Origin of the sequence: Streptomyces chiangmaiensis (genome assembly GCF_036281785.1) — a bacterium.
Taxonomy (GTDB): Bacteria; Actinomycetota; Actinomycetes; order Streptomycetales; family Streptomycetaceae; genus Streptomyces; species Streptomyces chiangmaiensis.
On record NZ_JAYWVC010000023.1, the window covers coordinates 36,885 to 50,512 of the forward strand.

The window sequence follows — 13,628 nt, forward strand, 5'->3', positions numbered from 1 at the left end:
TCCGTCATGGTCAGTTCAGCTGTGCCGGCGCCTCCAGGGCGATCCGCTCGAAGACCTTCTCGTCCGCCGCGAAGTCGGAGTCGGGGATCGGCCAGTGGATCACGAGATCGGTGAAGCCAAGCTCCCGGTGCTGGCCGGCGAAGTCGACGAACGCGTCGAGGGACTCCAGCGGACGGCCGCGGTCCGGGGTGAAGCCGGTGAGCAGGATCTTGTCGAGCTCCGTCACATCACGGCCGATCGTGGCACACGCCTCGGCCAGCTTCTCGGTCTGTGCACGCAGTGCCTGGACCGACTGTTCGGGAGTCCCGGTCTCGTACAGCTTCGGGTCGCCGGTGGTCACCCAGGCCTGACCGTGCCGCGCGGCGAGCAGCAGACCGCGCGGCCCCGTGGCTGCCACCGCGAAGGGCAGCCGGGGCCGCTGGACACAGCCGGGTATGTTGCGCGCCTCGTCGGCCGAGTAGTAGCGGCCCTCGTACGAGACGGAGTCCTCGGTGAGCAGGCGGTCGAGCAACGGGAGGAACTCGCCGAACCGGTCGGCGCGCTCGCGCGGCGTCCAGGGCTCCTGGCCGAGCACGGTGGCGTCGAAGCCGGTGCCCCCCGCGCCGATGCCGAGGGTGATCCGGCCGCCGGAGACGTCGTCGAGGGAGATCAGCTCCTTGGCGAGGGTGACCGGGTGCCGGAAGTTCGGCGAGGTCACCAGGGTACCGAGTCGCATACTGTGCGTCACCGACGCGGCAGCCGTGAGTGTGGGGATCGCGCCGAACCACGGGCCGTCGCGGAAGGACCGCCACGACAGGTGGTCGTAGGTGAACGCAGTGTGGAAACCGAGCTGCTCCGCACGCTGCCAGGCGGCACGCCCGCCTTCGTGCCAGCGGACGTACGGCAGGATCACGGTGCTTAGACGCAGGCTCATGCCTCGAGCCTAAGGGGATGCACAAAGTGGTCGGATCCCCGGCTTGATCAGTGAGCCCCGGGAATCGCAGGCGTGAGGTCAGTGGGGGCCCGGGAAACGCAGGTACTGCGGTGGTACGGACCGGGTCAGCCACACCCCGTTGGCGCTCACATAAAAGACATGACCGTTGCGGCGCATGGCCTCGGCGTCCACGCCGAGGACGACCGGCCTACCGCGGCGGGCGCCGACGCGGGTGGCGGTCTCGCGGTCCGGCGACAGGTGGACGTCGTGGCGGTTCATAGGCCGGAGGCCCTCCGCGCGGATCGCGCCGAGATGGCGCGCGACGGTCCCGTGGTAGAGGTACGCGGGCGGGACGGCCGGAGGCAGCCCCAGGTCGACGTCGACGCTGTGGCCCTGGCTTGCGCGGATGCGGCTGCCCTCCACGGCGAAGCGCTTCTTGTCATTGCCGGCGACCACGTGATCCAGTTCGTCGCGCGTGATCCGGAAGCCGTGTGCGGCTGCTGCGGCGAGCAGCGTGTCGATCTCCACCCAGCCGGCCTCGTCGAGCGTGAGCCCGATCCGCTCCGGCTGGTGCCGCAGGTGCTTCGAGAGGTACTTCGACACCTTCACGGTGCGTCTGTCGTCGTTCCCTTCTTTCATGTCTCCAGCGTGCTGGAGAGACGAGGATCACGCATCTGATTTCGTCTTCGATGTTTGGTCCACAACCAAGTGCGGTTATCCACAGGTCACTTGACGGTTCTGTGGACAACTTGTAAGCCTCACAGGCTCGTTACCCAACTATGCGCGTATGAAGGCGATCTGTCTTGAGCATGCTCAAGGGCTCGTCCAGCACCCGAAGTTCGACGCATGTCGTGCCGCTCTCGAAGTTGTATGCGAAGTGAAAGTGGGGGATGAAATAAGCCAATTGTCCATAGTGTCCATAGGTGCCGGATCATCGCTTGGAGCCACGGCGTGATGACGAACAGGCCGCTCAACGGCGTGAGTTCGTTCTTTCCTCCCGAACCTCGATGCCGGTCAGGTGCGCTACCGGCTGGAGCATGCTGCCGACGTCACATGCTCAGTGAACTCCTGTCAGCAGCAAGCAAGGTGACTCTTCGCTCGCCCAACTCGGGGGAAACAGCGCAAGGAAGAGGAGCCAGCCCGGGCACAGCCCCAACTCCACTTTCACAGCGGTGGATCGAGCCGTGCGATCGCGCGCAGTGCCCTCGGTGCGAAGCGGGACATCAGGTGCGCACCACGTGCCTCAGGGGTGACCGGCACGACGGCCTGGTCGCGCACGACCGCACGCAGGATCGCGTCGGCGACCTTCTCCGGCGGGTACCCGCGCAGGCCGTACAAGCGCGCTGTCCTCTCCTGGCGCCGCTTCTCCTCGTCCGCGTCCACGCCCGTGAACCGCGCGGTCGAGGTGATGTTCGTGTGGACGAAGCCGGGGCAGACGGCCGACACTCCGATGTCCTGCCCGGACAGCTCCGCGCGCAGGCACTCGCTGAGCATCAGGACCGCCGCCTTGGAGGTGCTGTAGGCGGGCAGTGCCTTAGAGGGCTGATAGGCCGCCGCCGACGCGACGTTGACGATGTGGCCACCCTGTCCTCGCTCGGCCATCCGCCTCCCGAAGAGACGGCAACCGTGAATGACACCCCACAAGTTGACATCGAGGACCTTGCGCCAGTCGTCGGTGGTCGTGTCGAAGAAGGAACCGGACAGGCCGATACCGGCGTTGTTCACCAGCACGTCCACCACGCCGTACTCGGTGGCGACCTTCTCGGCGAGCTTCTCCATGGCCTGCTCGTCGGAGACGTCGGCCGTCTCGGCCCACGCCGCGGCAGCGCCGTTCAGCCGGGCCCGCTCCGCTGTGCGGACCGCTCCCTCCGCGTCCCGGTCGACGGCCACCACACGAGCTCCGGCCACGGCGAAGGCGAGCGCCGTGGCCCGTCCGATGCCGCTGGCCGCCCCGGTGACCAGCACGAGTTGTCCGGCGAACCGTTCCGCGTACCGCCCGGTCGCCGCCGCTTGCGGCCGTCCGTTCTCGACGGCGGTCACGAACTCCGAGATCCAGGCGGCCACTTGATCCGGCCGGGTGCGCGGGATCCAGTGCTTGGCCGGCAATGTGCGGCGGACCAACTGCGGTACCCACCGCTCCAGTTCGTCATAGAGCCGCTCGGACAGGAACGCGTCGCCCAGGGGCGTGATGAGCTGCACCGGCGCGTGCGCGTGGGCGTCGGTGCGCGGGTGGCTCAGCCGGGACCGAACGTTGTCGCGATACAGCCAGGCGCCGTGGGCGGCGTCCGTGGGCAGAGACGGGGCCGGATGGTCGCCGGCGGGCACCTTCTCGATCCGCCGGAGGATCTTCGGCCATCGGCTGCCGAGCGGGCCGCGCCAGGCGAGCTCCGGCAGAGCGGGTGTGTGCAGCAGGTACACATACCAGGACTTCGCACCCTGACCCAGCAGTTGGCCCACCCGGCGCGGGGTGGGACGCCTCACGCGCTGCTTGATCCAGTGCCCGAAGTGGTCCAGGGACGGGCCGGACATCGACGTGAAGGACGCGATCCGGCCCTCGGTGCGCTCGACGGTGACGAACTCCCAGGACTGCACCGACCCCCAGTCGTGCCCCACCAGGTGCACCGGACGGTCGGGGCTGACCGCGTCCACGACCGCCAGGAAGTCGTCCGTCAGCTTCTCCAGTGTGAATCCGCCGCGCAGGGGCCGGGGCGCGGTCGACCGGCCGTGCCCGCGGACGTCGTACAGCACGACATGGAAACGGCCGGCGAGGCGGCCGGCCACCTCCGACCACACCTCCTTGCTGTCCGGATAGCCGTGCACGAGCACCACCGTGGGCTGCCGAGGGTCTCCCAGCTCGGCGACGCACAGCTCGATTCCACCCGTTCGCACCCGGCGCTCGCGCGCCCCTGTGAGAGTCATCTGTCCTCCGTCCGGCGCCGCACTCCGCCACGATCGAATGGTCCGCCGGGACACCCCGGAACGCCACGCCCGTGCGTCCACACGCGCCCCGCGACCGCGCCACCGGGCGCTCGGAGGTCCCCGGTCCAGCCGCGCCACGATCGCTTCCGCACACGGGTACGCGAGCCGCGGGCCCGCCTTGCACCTCTGCGGCTCCGCGGGGGAGTTCGCGCGCCTCCGCCGTCACCACGCCACGCTCCGGTCACTCGCCGACTACGCTACGTGCCCGTAACGTGACACCGGCGAATCTCGCAGTTGTTAGAGATTTCGTCAATAGCGTGGCTTCACCCTGTGGAAAACCTCGGGCGTGTTCGACTTCAGGGTGACCCCTAAGGACCCGTACGACTGGAGTCTGACGTCAAGACGGCTCTGGGGTCTGACGACGTGCGTGGGCCGCGTCACTACCTTCGGGGATGTGACTGTGATCGCGACCGAAAGCCTGAGCAAGCGGTTCCCGAGGGTGACCGCGCTTGACCGGCTCTCCGTGGACGTCGGCCCCGGTGTGACGGGACTCGTCGGTGCCAACGGAGCCGGCAAGTCCACACTGATCAAGATCCTGCTGGGTCTGTCCCCCGCCACCGAGGGCCGAGCCGAGGTGCTCGGACTCGACGTCGCCACCAAGGGCGGCGCCATCCGCGAGCGCGTCGGATACATGCCGGAGCACGACTGCCTGCCGCCGGACGTGTCGGCCACCGAGTTCGTGGTCCACATGGCGCGCATGTCCGGCCTCCCCCCGGCCGCCGCGCGTGAGCGCACCGCGGACACCCTGCGCCATGTCGGCCTGTACGAGGAGCGCTACCGCCCCATCGGCGGCTACTCGACCGGCATGAAGCAGCGCGTCAAGCTCGCCCAGGCCCTCGTCCACGACCCCCAGCTGGTCTTCCTGGACGAGCCGACCAACGGCCTCGACCCGGTCGGCCGCGACGAGATGCTCGGCCTGATCCGCCGGGTCCACACCGACTTCGGCATCTCGGTCCTGGTCACCTCCCACCTGCTGGGCGAGCTGGAACGCACCTGCGACCACGTCGTCGTCGTCGACGGCGGCAAGCTCCTGCGCTCCAGCTCCACCCGGGACTTCACCCAGACCACCACGACCCTCGCGATCGAGGTCACCGACACCGACGAGCACCCGGACGGCACCAGCGCGGTCCGCGACGCGCTCCTGGAGCGCGGGGTGACCACCCATGACTGCAGCGGTCTGCCGGGCGCCGGCCACATCCTGCTGCTGACGGCGGAGGGCGAGCAGACCTACGACCTCGTCCGGGACGTGGTCGCCGGGCTGGGCCTCGGCCTGGTCCGCATGGAGCAGCGCAGGCACCAGATCGCGGAGGTCTTCAAGGACAGCGACGAGCAGCGGAAGGAGGCGATCGGCCATGGCGGTTGAGCAGCCCACGGCCCGTGGAGCCGAGCAGACCCGGATCCACAACATCGGCTACCGCACGTACGACGGCCCGCGACTCGGCCGCGCCTACGCGCGCCGCTCGCTGTACTCGCAGTCCCTGCGCGGCGCCTACGGCCTCGGACGCTCGGTGAAGTCCAAGGTGCTGCCGATGCTGCTGTTCGTGGTCATGTGCACGCCCGCGCTGATCATGGTGGCGGTCGCGGTCGCCACCAAGGCGAAGGACCTGCCCGTCGAGTACACCCGGTACGCGATCATCATGCAGGCCATCATCGGCCTGTACGTCGCCTCGCAGGCGCCGCAGTCGGTCTCCCGCGATCTGCGCTTCAAGACCGTGCCGCTGTACTTCTCGCGGCCCATCGAGACCGCCGACTACGTCCGCGCCAAGTACGCGGCCCTGGCCTCGGCGATGTTCATCCTCACGGCCGCGCCGCTGCTGGTCCTCTACGTGGGCGCGCTGCTGGCCAAGCTGGACTTCGGCCACCAGACCAAGGGATTCGCGGAAGGACTGGTCGCCGTGGCTCTGCTCTCCCTGCTGTTCTCCGGTATCGGCCTGGTGATCGCCGCGGCCACTCCCCGGCGCGGGTTCGGCATCGCGGCCATCATCGCCCTGCTCACCATCTCGTACGGGGCCGTCTCCACGATCCAGGCCATCGCGGACGCGCAGTCGGGCGACTCCACCGCCATCGTGTGGATGGGGCTGTTCTCGCCCGTCACGCTCATCGGCGGCGTGCAGACGGCCTTCCTGGGGGCGACCTCCTCCTACCCCGGAGGGGAAGGACCTTCGGCCGCGCAGGGCGTCGTCTTCCTCCTCGTCGTCCTCGGGCTCATCGCGGGCAGCTACGGCCTGCTGACCCGCCGCTACCGAAAGGCCGGACTGTGACCACGCTCTCCATCGACCGCGTCTCGCGTTGGTTCGGCAACGTGGTCGCCGTCAACGACGTCACCATGAACGTCGGCCCCGGAGTCACCGGACTGCTGGGCCCGAACGGCGCCGGAAAGTCCACCCTGATCAATATGATGGGCGGCTTTCTCGCCCCCTCCACCGGCTCCGTCACCCTCGACGGGCAGCCCGTGTGGGGCAACGAGCAGATCTACCGGCACATCGGCATCGTCCCCGAGCGTGAGGCGATGTACGACTTCCTGACCGGCCGCGAATTCGTCGTCGCCAACGCCGAGTTGCACGGCCTCGGCGCCAAGGCCGCCGCTCGGGCTGTCGCCACGGTGGAGATGGAGTACGCGCAGGACCGGAAGATCTCGACGTACTCCAAGGGCATGCGCCAGCGGGTGAAGATGGCGTCCGCCCTGGTGCACGATCCGTCCCTGCTGCTGCTCGACGAGCCGTTCAACGGCATGGACCCGCGTCAGCGGATGCAGCTCATGGAGTTGCTGAAGCGGATGGGCGCCGAGGGCCGCACGGTGCTGTTCTCGTCCCACATCCTCGAAGAGGTCGAGCAACTCGCCTCGCACATCGAGGTGATCGTCGCCGGACGGCACGCGGCGAGCGGTGACTTCCGGAAGATCCGCCGCTTGATGACCGACCACCCGCACCGCTATCTGGTGCGTTCCAGCGACGACCGCGCGCTGGCGGCCGCGCTGATCGCCGACCCGTCGACGTCGGGTATCGAGGTCGACCTCACCGAGGGCGCGCTGCGCATCCAGGCCGTCGACTTCGGCCGGTTCACGGCCCTGCTGCCGAGGGTCGCCCGTGATCAGGGCATCCGGCTGCTCACCGTGTCGCCGTCGGACGAGTCCCTCGAGTCCGTCTTCTCGTATCTGGTCGCGGCGTAGGAGGCCGAAGATGTACGACCCCACAGTCGCCCGGCTCACCTACCGGGGCCTGCTCGGCCGCCGCCGGGCCCTCATCCTCGGCGTGCTGCCCCTGCTGCTGATCGTGATCTCCGTGGTCGTCCGGTCGCTGACCGGCGCCGACGACCAGGTGGCCCATGACGTCCTCGGCGGATTCGCGCTCGCCACGATGGTGCCGATCATCGGTGTCATCGCCGGCACCGGCGCGATCGGGCCGGAGATCGACGACGGCTCGGTGGTGTACCTGCTGGCCAAGCCGGTGAAGCGGCCCGCGATCATCTTCACCAAGCTGATCGTCGCGATCGCCGTCACCATGGCGTTCTCGGCGCTGCCGACGTTCGTCGCGGGGATCATCCTGAACGGCAACGGACAGCAGATCGCGGTCGCGTACACCGTCGCCGCGCTGGTCGCCTCCATCGCGTACGCCGCGTTGTTCCTGCTGCTCGGCACGGTGAGCCGGCACGCGGTGGTCTTCGGGCTGGTCTACGCGCTGGTCTGGGAGGCGCTCTTCGGCTCGCTGGTCTCCGGGGCGCGCACGCTCAGTGTTCAGCAGTGGGCGCTCGCCGTGGCCCAGAAAGTCTCCGACAGTTCCGTCGTCACCTCGGACGTGGGGCTTCCCACCGCGACGGTGCTGCTGGTCCTGGTGACCGTGGCCGCCACCTGGTACGCGGGCCAGAAGCTGCGGAAGCTGACGCTGGCGGGCGAGGAGTAACCGCTCCGCCGGGTGCGGTCCCGGCTCTTCGGTGGGGGGTGCGGCCCGCAACACGGCCGCGCCCCCCATGCGTCGCGCCGTCGGGTCGCTCGTCCTGCCCTATCCGAACGCGGTCTTGACAGCGGCTTCACACCCACCCAGGCAGACTTGGGCAAAGGGGATGTACGGCGGAAAGGAACGGGGATGGCCGCCCAGGCACCGGACGGAGACGGAGCGGGCGAGGCCGGGGACGGCTTCGACGGCGTCGCGTTCGACGAGGACTTCATACGGTCCGCGCCGACGACGGAGCAGTCCGCGCGCGCCCGGATGCTCGCAGCGCGCTGGCGCAACCAGGCGCCTGATCCCCAGCCGTGGCGCTCCGACGAGCCGCCCGCCGGCTGGTTCTTCAGCAAGGCGCGCCGCCGCTGGTGGCGCCGCCGGTAGCGGACCCGCGCACCGCACGGCCGACGCGATTTATTCAGTGGCGCCCGATTCGGTCGCCCGGCACAGTGGTGCTGTCCACGACGCCGGCCCGAGCCGGCGCCACGTTCTGGGAGAGGAGCTGGACGATGTCCATGCACGACAGTCCGTCCTGCTCCCGGCAGGGCAGCCCGCGGCGGACTCCGGGGTAGTTACCCCTCCGCCGAGTCGCGCCTGTACGGAGAGTTGCCCGGGGCGGCCGCTTCGAGCGCGCGAGTGGATTCGCGCGGGCCGCCCACCCGGAGGATTGGCCGAGTGGTAAGGCACCGGCTTGCTAAGCCATGGTCGGGCTTCGAAAGCCCGCGCGCGTTCGATCCGCGCATCCTCCTCGAGACGCCATGAGCGTGTACGACGACATTCCGTACCGCCTACCCCAGCAGTCTCTCCAGCACCACCGCGATGCCGTCCTCCTCGTTGGACAGCGTCACCTCGTTCGCGACCGCCTTGAGCTCCTCGTGGGCGTTGGCCATGGCGACGCCGTGGATCGCCCATGCGAACATCGGGATGTCGTTCGGCATGTCGCCGAAGGCGATCGTGTCCGCGCCCTTCACCCCGAGGCGCCGCGCCGCCAGCGACAGCCCCGTCGCCTTGGTCAGACCCAGGGGAAGGATCTCCACGACCCCCTCGCCCGCCATCGTCACCCCGACCAGGCCGCCGGCCGCCTGCCGCGCAGCCTCGGCCAGCTCGTCGTCGCCCATCGTCGGATGCTGGATGTACACCTTGTTCAGCGGCGCCGACCACAGGTCCGCCGCGTCGTGGATCGGCCGGTACGGGAGCGGTCCGTCATGGACCCGGTAGCCGGGGCCGACCAGGACCTCCCCGTCGAGTCCGTCCCGGCTCGCCGCCAGCAGCAGCGGACCCACCTCGGCCTCGATCTTCGCCAGGGCGAGACCGGCTGTCTGCCGGTCCAGTGTCAGCGACGTCAGCAGGCGGTGCTCCCCCGCGTGGTACACCTGCGCACCCTGGCTGCACACAGCGAGACCCCGGTAGCCGAGGTCGTCGAGTATGTGGCGGGTCCAGGGGACGGCGCGCCCGGTGACGACGATGTGCGCCGCGCTCGCCGCGGTGGCCGCGGCGAGTGCCTCACGCGTGCGCTGCGAGACCGTCCCGTCGGGTCGCAGCAGGGTCCCGTCCAGATCGGTCGCGATCAGCCCGTACGGAAATCCGGCGGGTTCGGCCGTACTCACTTGGCGACGGGTTCCAGCAGCTCCCGGCCGCCCAGGTAGGGACGCAGGATCTCCGGTACCCGCACGGAACCGTCGGCCAGCTGGTGGTTCTCCAGGATCGCCACGATCGTGCGCGGTACGGCGCACAGCGTGCCGTTCAGCGTCGCCAGCGGCTGCACCTTCTTGCCGTCCCGCATGCGGACCGACAGCCGACGGGCCTGGAAGCTGTCGCAGTTGGAGGTCGAGGTCAACTCGCGGTACTTGCCCTGCGTGGGGATCCAGGCCTCACAGTCGTACTTGCGCGAGGCGGACGCGCCCAGGTCGCCCGTCGCCACGTCGATCACCTGGAACGGCAGCTCGAGGGCGTTCAGCCAGTCCTTCTCCCACTCGAGGAGCCGCTTGTGCTCGTTCTCCGCGTCCTCGGGGTCGACGAACGAGAACATCTCGACCTTGTCGAACTGGTGCACACGGAAGATGCCTCGTGTGTCCTTGCCGTACGTACCGGCCTCACGGCGGAAGCAGGGGGAGAAGCCCGCGTAGCGCAGCGGAAGCTGCTCCGCGTCGATGATCTCGTCCATGTGGTAGGCGGCGAGCGGGACCTCGGAGGTGCCGACCAGGTAGAAGTCGTCCTTCTCAAGGTGGTACACGTTCTCGGCGGCCTGGCCGAGGAAGCCGGTGCCCTCCATGGCGCGCGGCCGGACCAGGGCGGGCGTCAGCATCGGCGTGAACCCGGCCTCCGCGGCCTTCGCCATCGCGGCGTTGACGAGTGCCAGCTCCAGCAGGGCGCCGACGCCGGTCAGGTAGTAGAAGCGCGAGCCGGACACCTTCGCCCCGCGCTCCACGTCGATCGCGCCGAGCGCCTCGCCGAGCTCCAGGTGGTCCTTGGGCTCGAAGCCCTCGGCACCGAAGTCGCGGATGGTGCCGTGCGTCTCCAGGACGACGAAGTCCTCCTCGCCGCCGACCGGGACGTCGGGGTGCACCAGATTGCCGAGCTGGAGGAGGAGCCGCTTGGTCTCCTCGTCGGCCTCGTGCTGCTCGGCATCCGCCGCCTTGACGTCCGCGGCGAGTCGGCTCGCCTTCTCGAGCAGTTCGGCCTTCTCGTCGCCGGAGGCCCTGGGGATCAGCTTGCCGAGCGCCTTCTGCTCGGAACGGAGCTCGTCGAAGCGGACGCCGGACGACCTGCGCCGCTCGTCGGCGGAGAGGAGGTCGTCGACGAGCGCGACATCCTCACCACGGGCGCGCTGGGAGGCGCGAACACGGTCGGGGTCCTCACGGAGCAGGCGAAGGTCAATCACCCCTCAAGGCTACCGGTGCCGAGATCCGTCTCACGACTGTGTTTCGCACCGGTGGAGCTTTGACCGTTATGGGGGAATTGCGCTCCGTGTCAAGAAAACGGTCACCATCCCTCGGAAGGGTGCACACCGACTATGGTCCGTTGACTCGACTTCCCCGGGGACAACAGGATTTGGGGTGCGCTTGTCCACAGGTATCCACAGGCGTCTTGGAGTTATCCACAGGCTGTGCGGAAGATCTGTGGACTCGGGAAATGATCATTCCGAAAGTGGCGCCCGGAGTGGACAATTCCCGGTTCAAAACCGAACTAGCTGCACTTTTAGGGGCAAAAGGGTCGCCCGAAGGGGTTGATCGAAAGAAACACGTGGACAACTGTTGCGGACGTGGCGGTGGACGGATGGGAGCCTTTAGAGAGATTTGTCGACTCTCCGATGCCATGTTGTCGACTTGTCCCCAGATCGAGAAGCCAACCTGTGGATAACTTCTGTGGACAGCGAAAATCTGCAGGTAAGACCGGACGCCGCGGTCCCGCCAGTCTAGAACCGGCCGTCCTGGCAGCGTGCCACCCAGTCGGCCGCCGACATGAACTCGTCGTCCGATGTCCCCGGCAGCGGGACACGGACGTCGTCCACCTTGATGTCCGCACGCGGGTAGGAGCCGAGGAACCGCACCTGCAGGCAGATCCTCTTGAGCCCCATCAGCGCCTCGGCCACCCGGCGGTCCGAGATATGGCCCTCGGCGTCGATGCAGAAGCAGTAGTTGCCGATGCCCGCACCGGTCGGGCGGGACTGGAGCAGCATCAGGTTCACGCCCCGCACGGCGAACTCACCCAGCAGATCACGCAGCCCACCGGGGTGGTCGTCGCGCTGCCACAGCACGACGGACGTCTTGTCCGCGCCCGTCGGCGCCGCCGGCCGGGCGGGCCTGCCGACGAGCACGAACCGTGTCTGCGCGTTCTCCGCGTCGTGGATGCCGGTCTCCAGCGCCTGCAGGCCGTAGCGCGCGGCGGCGAACTCGCCGGCGAACGCGGCGTCGTACCGTCCCTCGCGGACCAGACGGGCGCCGTCGGCGTTCGAGGCGGCCGACTCCCAGACGGCGTCCGGGAGATTGGCCTTGAGCCAGTTGCGCACCTGCGGCTGCGCGGCCGGGTGCGCGGTGACCGTCTTGATCTCCGACAGCCTGGTGCCCGGCCTGACCAGCAGCGCGAAGGTGATCGAGAGGAGTACCTCGCGGTAGATCATCAGCGGTTCGCCCGCCACCAGCTCGTCCAGCGTCGTGGTGATGCCGCCCTCCACCGAGTTCTCGATCGGTACGAACGCGGCCTCGGCATCGCCGTTGCGCACGGCGTCGAGCGCCGCGGGGACCGACACCATGGGAACGAGCTCCCGGGTCGCCGCCTCGGGCAGCGTGCGCAGGGCGACCTCGGTGAAGGTGCCCTCGGGACCGAGATACGCATAACTGGCTGGCATGATCTCACCCTAATGGGCCCGGCGGAACTCGGCGGGCATCCGGGCCGGTGGGTGCCCCCGTGGGGGATTCCGCCGACGGTCAGCCTTCCAGCAGTCGCTGTCCCACGTACTCGCCCGGCGCGGCGCCGCCCGGCACGGCGAACAGGCCGCTCGCCTCGTGGCGGATGTACTGCGACAGGGCGTCGCCCCGGTCGAGTCTGCGCTGCACCGGCACGAAGCCGCGCAGCGGGTCCGCCTGCCAGCAGATGAACAGCAGGCCCGCGTCGGGCGTCCCGTCGCCGTCGAAGCCGTCGTGGAAGGAGAACGCACGGCGCAGCATCGCCGCGCCGCCGTTCTGGTCGGGGCGGGTGATGCGTGCGTGCGCGCTCAGGGGCACCACCAGCGTGCCGTCGGCCGCCGTCTTCTCCAGGTCCATCGTGGTGGTCTCGGTGCCGCCGCCGAGCGGCGCGCCGTCGGACTTGCGGCGGCCGATGACCTCCTCCTGGGCCTTGAGCGAGAGTTTCTCCCAGTCGTCCAGCAGCATGCGGATGCGGCGTACGACGGCGTAGGAGCCGTGCGCCATCCAGGCCGGGTCGCCGGAGTCGGGCACGAAGATGCGCTGCTCGAAGTCGGTGTCGGCCGGCTTCGGATTGCGTGTGCCGTCGATCTGCCCCATCAGGTTGCGGGCTGTCGTCGGGCGGGCGGTCGCGCCGGGGGTGCGGTTGAAGCCGTTCATCTGCCAGCGCAGCCGCGCCGCACCGCCGGTGTCCTTCTGGATCGCGCGCAGGGCGTGGAAGGCGACCAGCGCGTCGTCGGCGCCGATCTGCACCCAGAGATCGCCGTTGCTGCGGGAGGTGTCGAGGTGATCGGAGGAGAAGTCGGGCAGCGGGTCGAGGGCCGAGGGCCGCTGCCCGTCCAGTCCCGTGCGGGAGAAGAAGCTGTGGCCGAAGCCGAAGGTGATCGTCAGGGACGACGGGCCCGCGTCCCGGGCGACGTCGGTGTCGTCGTGGCCCGCCGCCTCGCCCGCCATCAGCCGTTCGGCGGTGGCCGACCAGCGGCGCAGCAGGGCGGCGGCCTGCGAGCGGCCCGCGCCCGCCGCCAGATCGAAGGCGAGGAGATGGCCGCGGGCCTGCGCGGGGGCGACGATGCCGGGCTGATGCCGCCCGTGGAACGACACCCGGCTCGCGCCCAGCGAGGTCAGGGGCACGGCCTTGTCCGAGGGCGCCGCGGCGTAGCCGGTGGCGGCGCCCGCCGCGCCCAGTACGAGCCCGGTGGCACCTGCCGTTCCCAGCAGCCGTCGCCGGGAGATCGCCGCCGTGGCGGCGACGCCGCCCGCGACGTCGTCCTCCGGTGCGTTCCTGCCGGACGTGGGCCGCTTGGGGGCGTCCTTCGTGGCGGGGCGTCGCGTGCTGTTCTGGGAAGGGAGGCCGTCGGAGGACGTCTCGGGCGTGGACTGCTCAGTCATGATGTC

General features: G+C 69.4%; 12 protein-coding genes and 1 tRNA gene. 6 read left to right on the top strand and 7 right to left on the bottom strand.

Translation table 11 applies throughout. The features are described 5' to 3' along the window. Positions 1-10: 10 nt before the first annotated feature. The 3 genes from VXC91_RS10465 to VXC91_RS10475 form a co-directional block, all read right to left on the bottom strand. A complete protein-coding gene (locus tag VXC91_RS10465) occupies positions 11-913 on the bottom strand; it encodes an LLM class flavin-dependent oxidoreductase (RefSeq protein ID WP_329506831.1) in 903 nt (300 codons plus the stop codon). Between the two features lie 78 nt (positions 914-991). After that, positions 992-1,552 (bottom strand): RNA 2'-phosphotransferase, encoded by a 561-nt coding sequence (locus VXC91_RS10470; RefSeq protein ID WP_329506832.1) that lies wholly within the window; start codon positions 1,550-1,552, stop codon positions 992-994. 525 nt (positions 1,553-2,077) lie between these two features. Beyond that, the gene (locus VXC91_RS10475) at positions 2,078-3,832 is read right to left on the bottom strand and encodes an SDR family oxidoreductase (protein WP_329506833.1); all 1,755 of its coding nucleotides are present in this window, start codon (positions 3,830-3,832) and stop codon (positions 2,078-2,080) included. A 460-nt stretch (positions 3,833-4,292) separates the two neighbouring features. On the opposite strand from VXC91_RS10475, the gene VXC91_RS10480 reads away from it, so the two are divergent. The 6 genes from VXC91_RS10480 (at position 4,293) to VXC91_RS10505 (ending at position 8,579) form a co-directional block, all read left to right on the top strand. After that, positions 4,293-5,255 (top strand): ABC transporter ATP-binding protein, encoded by a 963-nt coding sequence (locus VXC91_RS10480; RefSeq protein WP_329506855.1) that lies wholly within the window; start codon positions 4,293-4,295, stop codon positions 5,253-5,255. Then, entirely contained in the window at positions 5,245-6,153 is a 909-nt protein-coding gene (locus VXC91_RS10485; protein WP_329506834.1) for an ABC transporter permease, read from the top strand. Before VXC91_RS10480 ends, VXC91_RS10485 begins: the two co-directional genes overlap by 11 nt. Then, positions 6,150-7,061, top strand: a complete 912-nt coding sequence (locus tag VXC91_RS10490) for an ABC transporter ATP-binding protein (RefSeq protein WP_329506835.1) — start codon at positions 6,150-6,152, stop codon at positions 7,059-7,061. Before VXC91_RS10485 ends, VXC91_RS10490 begins: the two co-directional genes overlap by 4 nt. A gap of 10 nt (positions 7,062-7,071) precedes the next feature. Further along, a complete protein-coding gene (locus tag VXC91_RS10495; protein ID WP_329506836.1) occupies positions 7,072-7,791 on the top strand; it encodes an ABC transporter permease in 720 nt (239 codons plus the stop codon). Between the two features lie 183 nt (positions 7,792-7,974). Further along, positions 7,975-8,214: an SGM_3592 family protein gene (locus VXC91_RS10500; protein ID WP_329506837.1), complete on the top strand. Its 240-nt coding sequence runs from the start codon at positions 7,975-7,977 to the stop codon at positions 8,212-8,214. Positions 8,215-8,491: 277 nt separating this feature from the next. Continuing rightward, positions 8,492-8,579: transfer RNA gene (locus VXC91_RS10505), tRNA-Ser, on the top strand. 39 nt (positions 8,580-8,618) lie between these two features. Here VXC91_RS10505 and VXC91_RS10510 read toward each other — a convergent pair. The 4 genes from VXC91_RS10510 to efeB all read right to left on the bottom strand — a co-directional run bounded on the left by VXC91_RS10510 (position 8,619) and on the right by efeB (position 13,622). After that, positions 8,619-9,437: an HAD family hydrolase gene (locus VXC91_RS10510; RefSeq protein ID WP_329506838.1), complete on the bottom strand. Its 819-nt coding sequence runs from the start codon at positions 9,435-9,437 to the stop codon at positions 8,619-8,621. Beyond that, complete coding sequence (gene serS, locus VXC91_RS10515; RefSeq protein WP_329506839.1) at positions 9,434-10,711, bottom strand: serine--tRNA ligase; 1,278 nt, start codon at positions 10,709-10,711, stop codon at positions 9,434-9,436. The genes VXC91_RS10510 and serS overlap by 4 nt, the downstream gene beginning before the upstream one ends. 534 nt (positions 10,712-11,245) lie before the next feature. Continuing rightward, complete coding sequence (pheA, locus tag VXC91_RS10520) at positions 11,246-12,178, bottom strand: prephenate dehydratase (protein ID WP_329506840.1); 933 nt, start codon at positions 12,176-12,178, stop codon at positions 11,246-11,248. 79 nt (positions 12,179-12,257) lie between these two features. Beyond that, entirely contained in the window at positions 12,258-13,622 is a 1,365-nt protein-coding gene (efeB, locus tag VXC91_RS10525) for an iron uptake transporter deferrochelatase/peroxidase subunit (RefSeq protein WP_329506841.1), read from the bottom strand. Positions 13,623-13,628 lie beyond the last annotated feature (6 nt).

What these genes read in the sequence shown, in the direction of transcription:
- VXC91_RS10465 (WP_329506831.1), bottom strand. Translation starts at nt 913, where the DNA reads ATGAGCCTGCGTCTAAGCACCGTGATCCTGCCGTACGTCCGCTGGCAC.
- VXC91_RS10470 (WP_329506832.1), bottom strand. Translation starts at nt 1,552, where the DNA reads ATGAAAGAAGGGAACGACGACAGACGCACCGTGAAGGTGTCGAAGTAC.
- VXC91_RS10475 (WP_329506833.1), bottom strand. Translation starts at nt 3,832, where the DNA reads ATGACTCTCACAGGGGCGCGCGAGCGCCGGGTGCGAACGGGTGGAATC.
- VXC91_RS10485 (WP_329506834.1), top strand. Translation starts at nt 5,245, where the DNA reads ATGGCGGTTGAGCAGCCCACGGCCCGTGGAGCCGAGCAGACCCGGATC.
- VXC91_RS10495 (WP_329506836.1), top strand. Translation starts at nt 7,072, where the DNA reads ATGTACGACCCCACAGTCGCCCGGCTCACCTACCGGGGCCTGCTCGGC.
- VXC91_RS10500 (WP_329506837.1), top strand. Translation starts at nt 7,975, where the DNA reads ATGGCCGCCCAGGCACCGGACGGAGACGGAGCGGGCGAGGCCGGGGAC.
- pheA (WP_329506840.1), bottom strand. Translation starts at nt 12,178, where the DNA reads ATGCCAGCCAGTTATGCGTATCTCGGTCCCGAGGGCACCTTCACCGAG.
- efeB (WP_329506841.1), bottom strand. Translation starts at nt 13,622, where the DNA reads ATGACTGAGCAGTCCACGCCCGAGACGTCCTCCGACGGCCTCCCTTCC.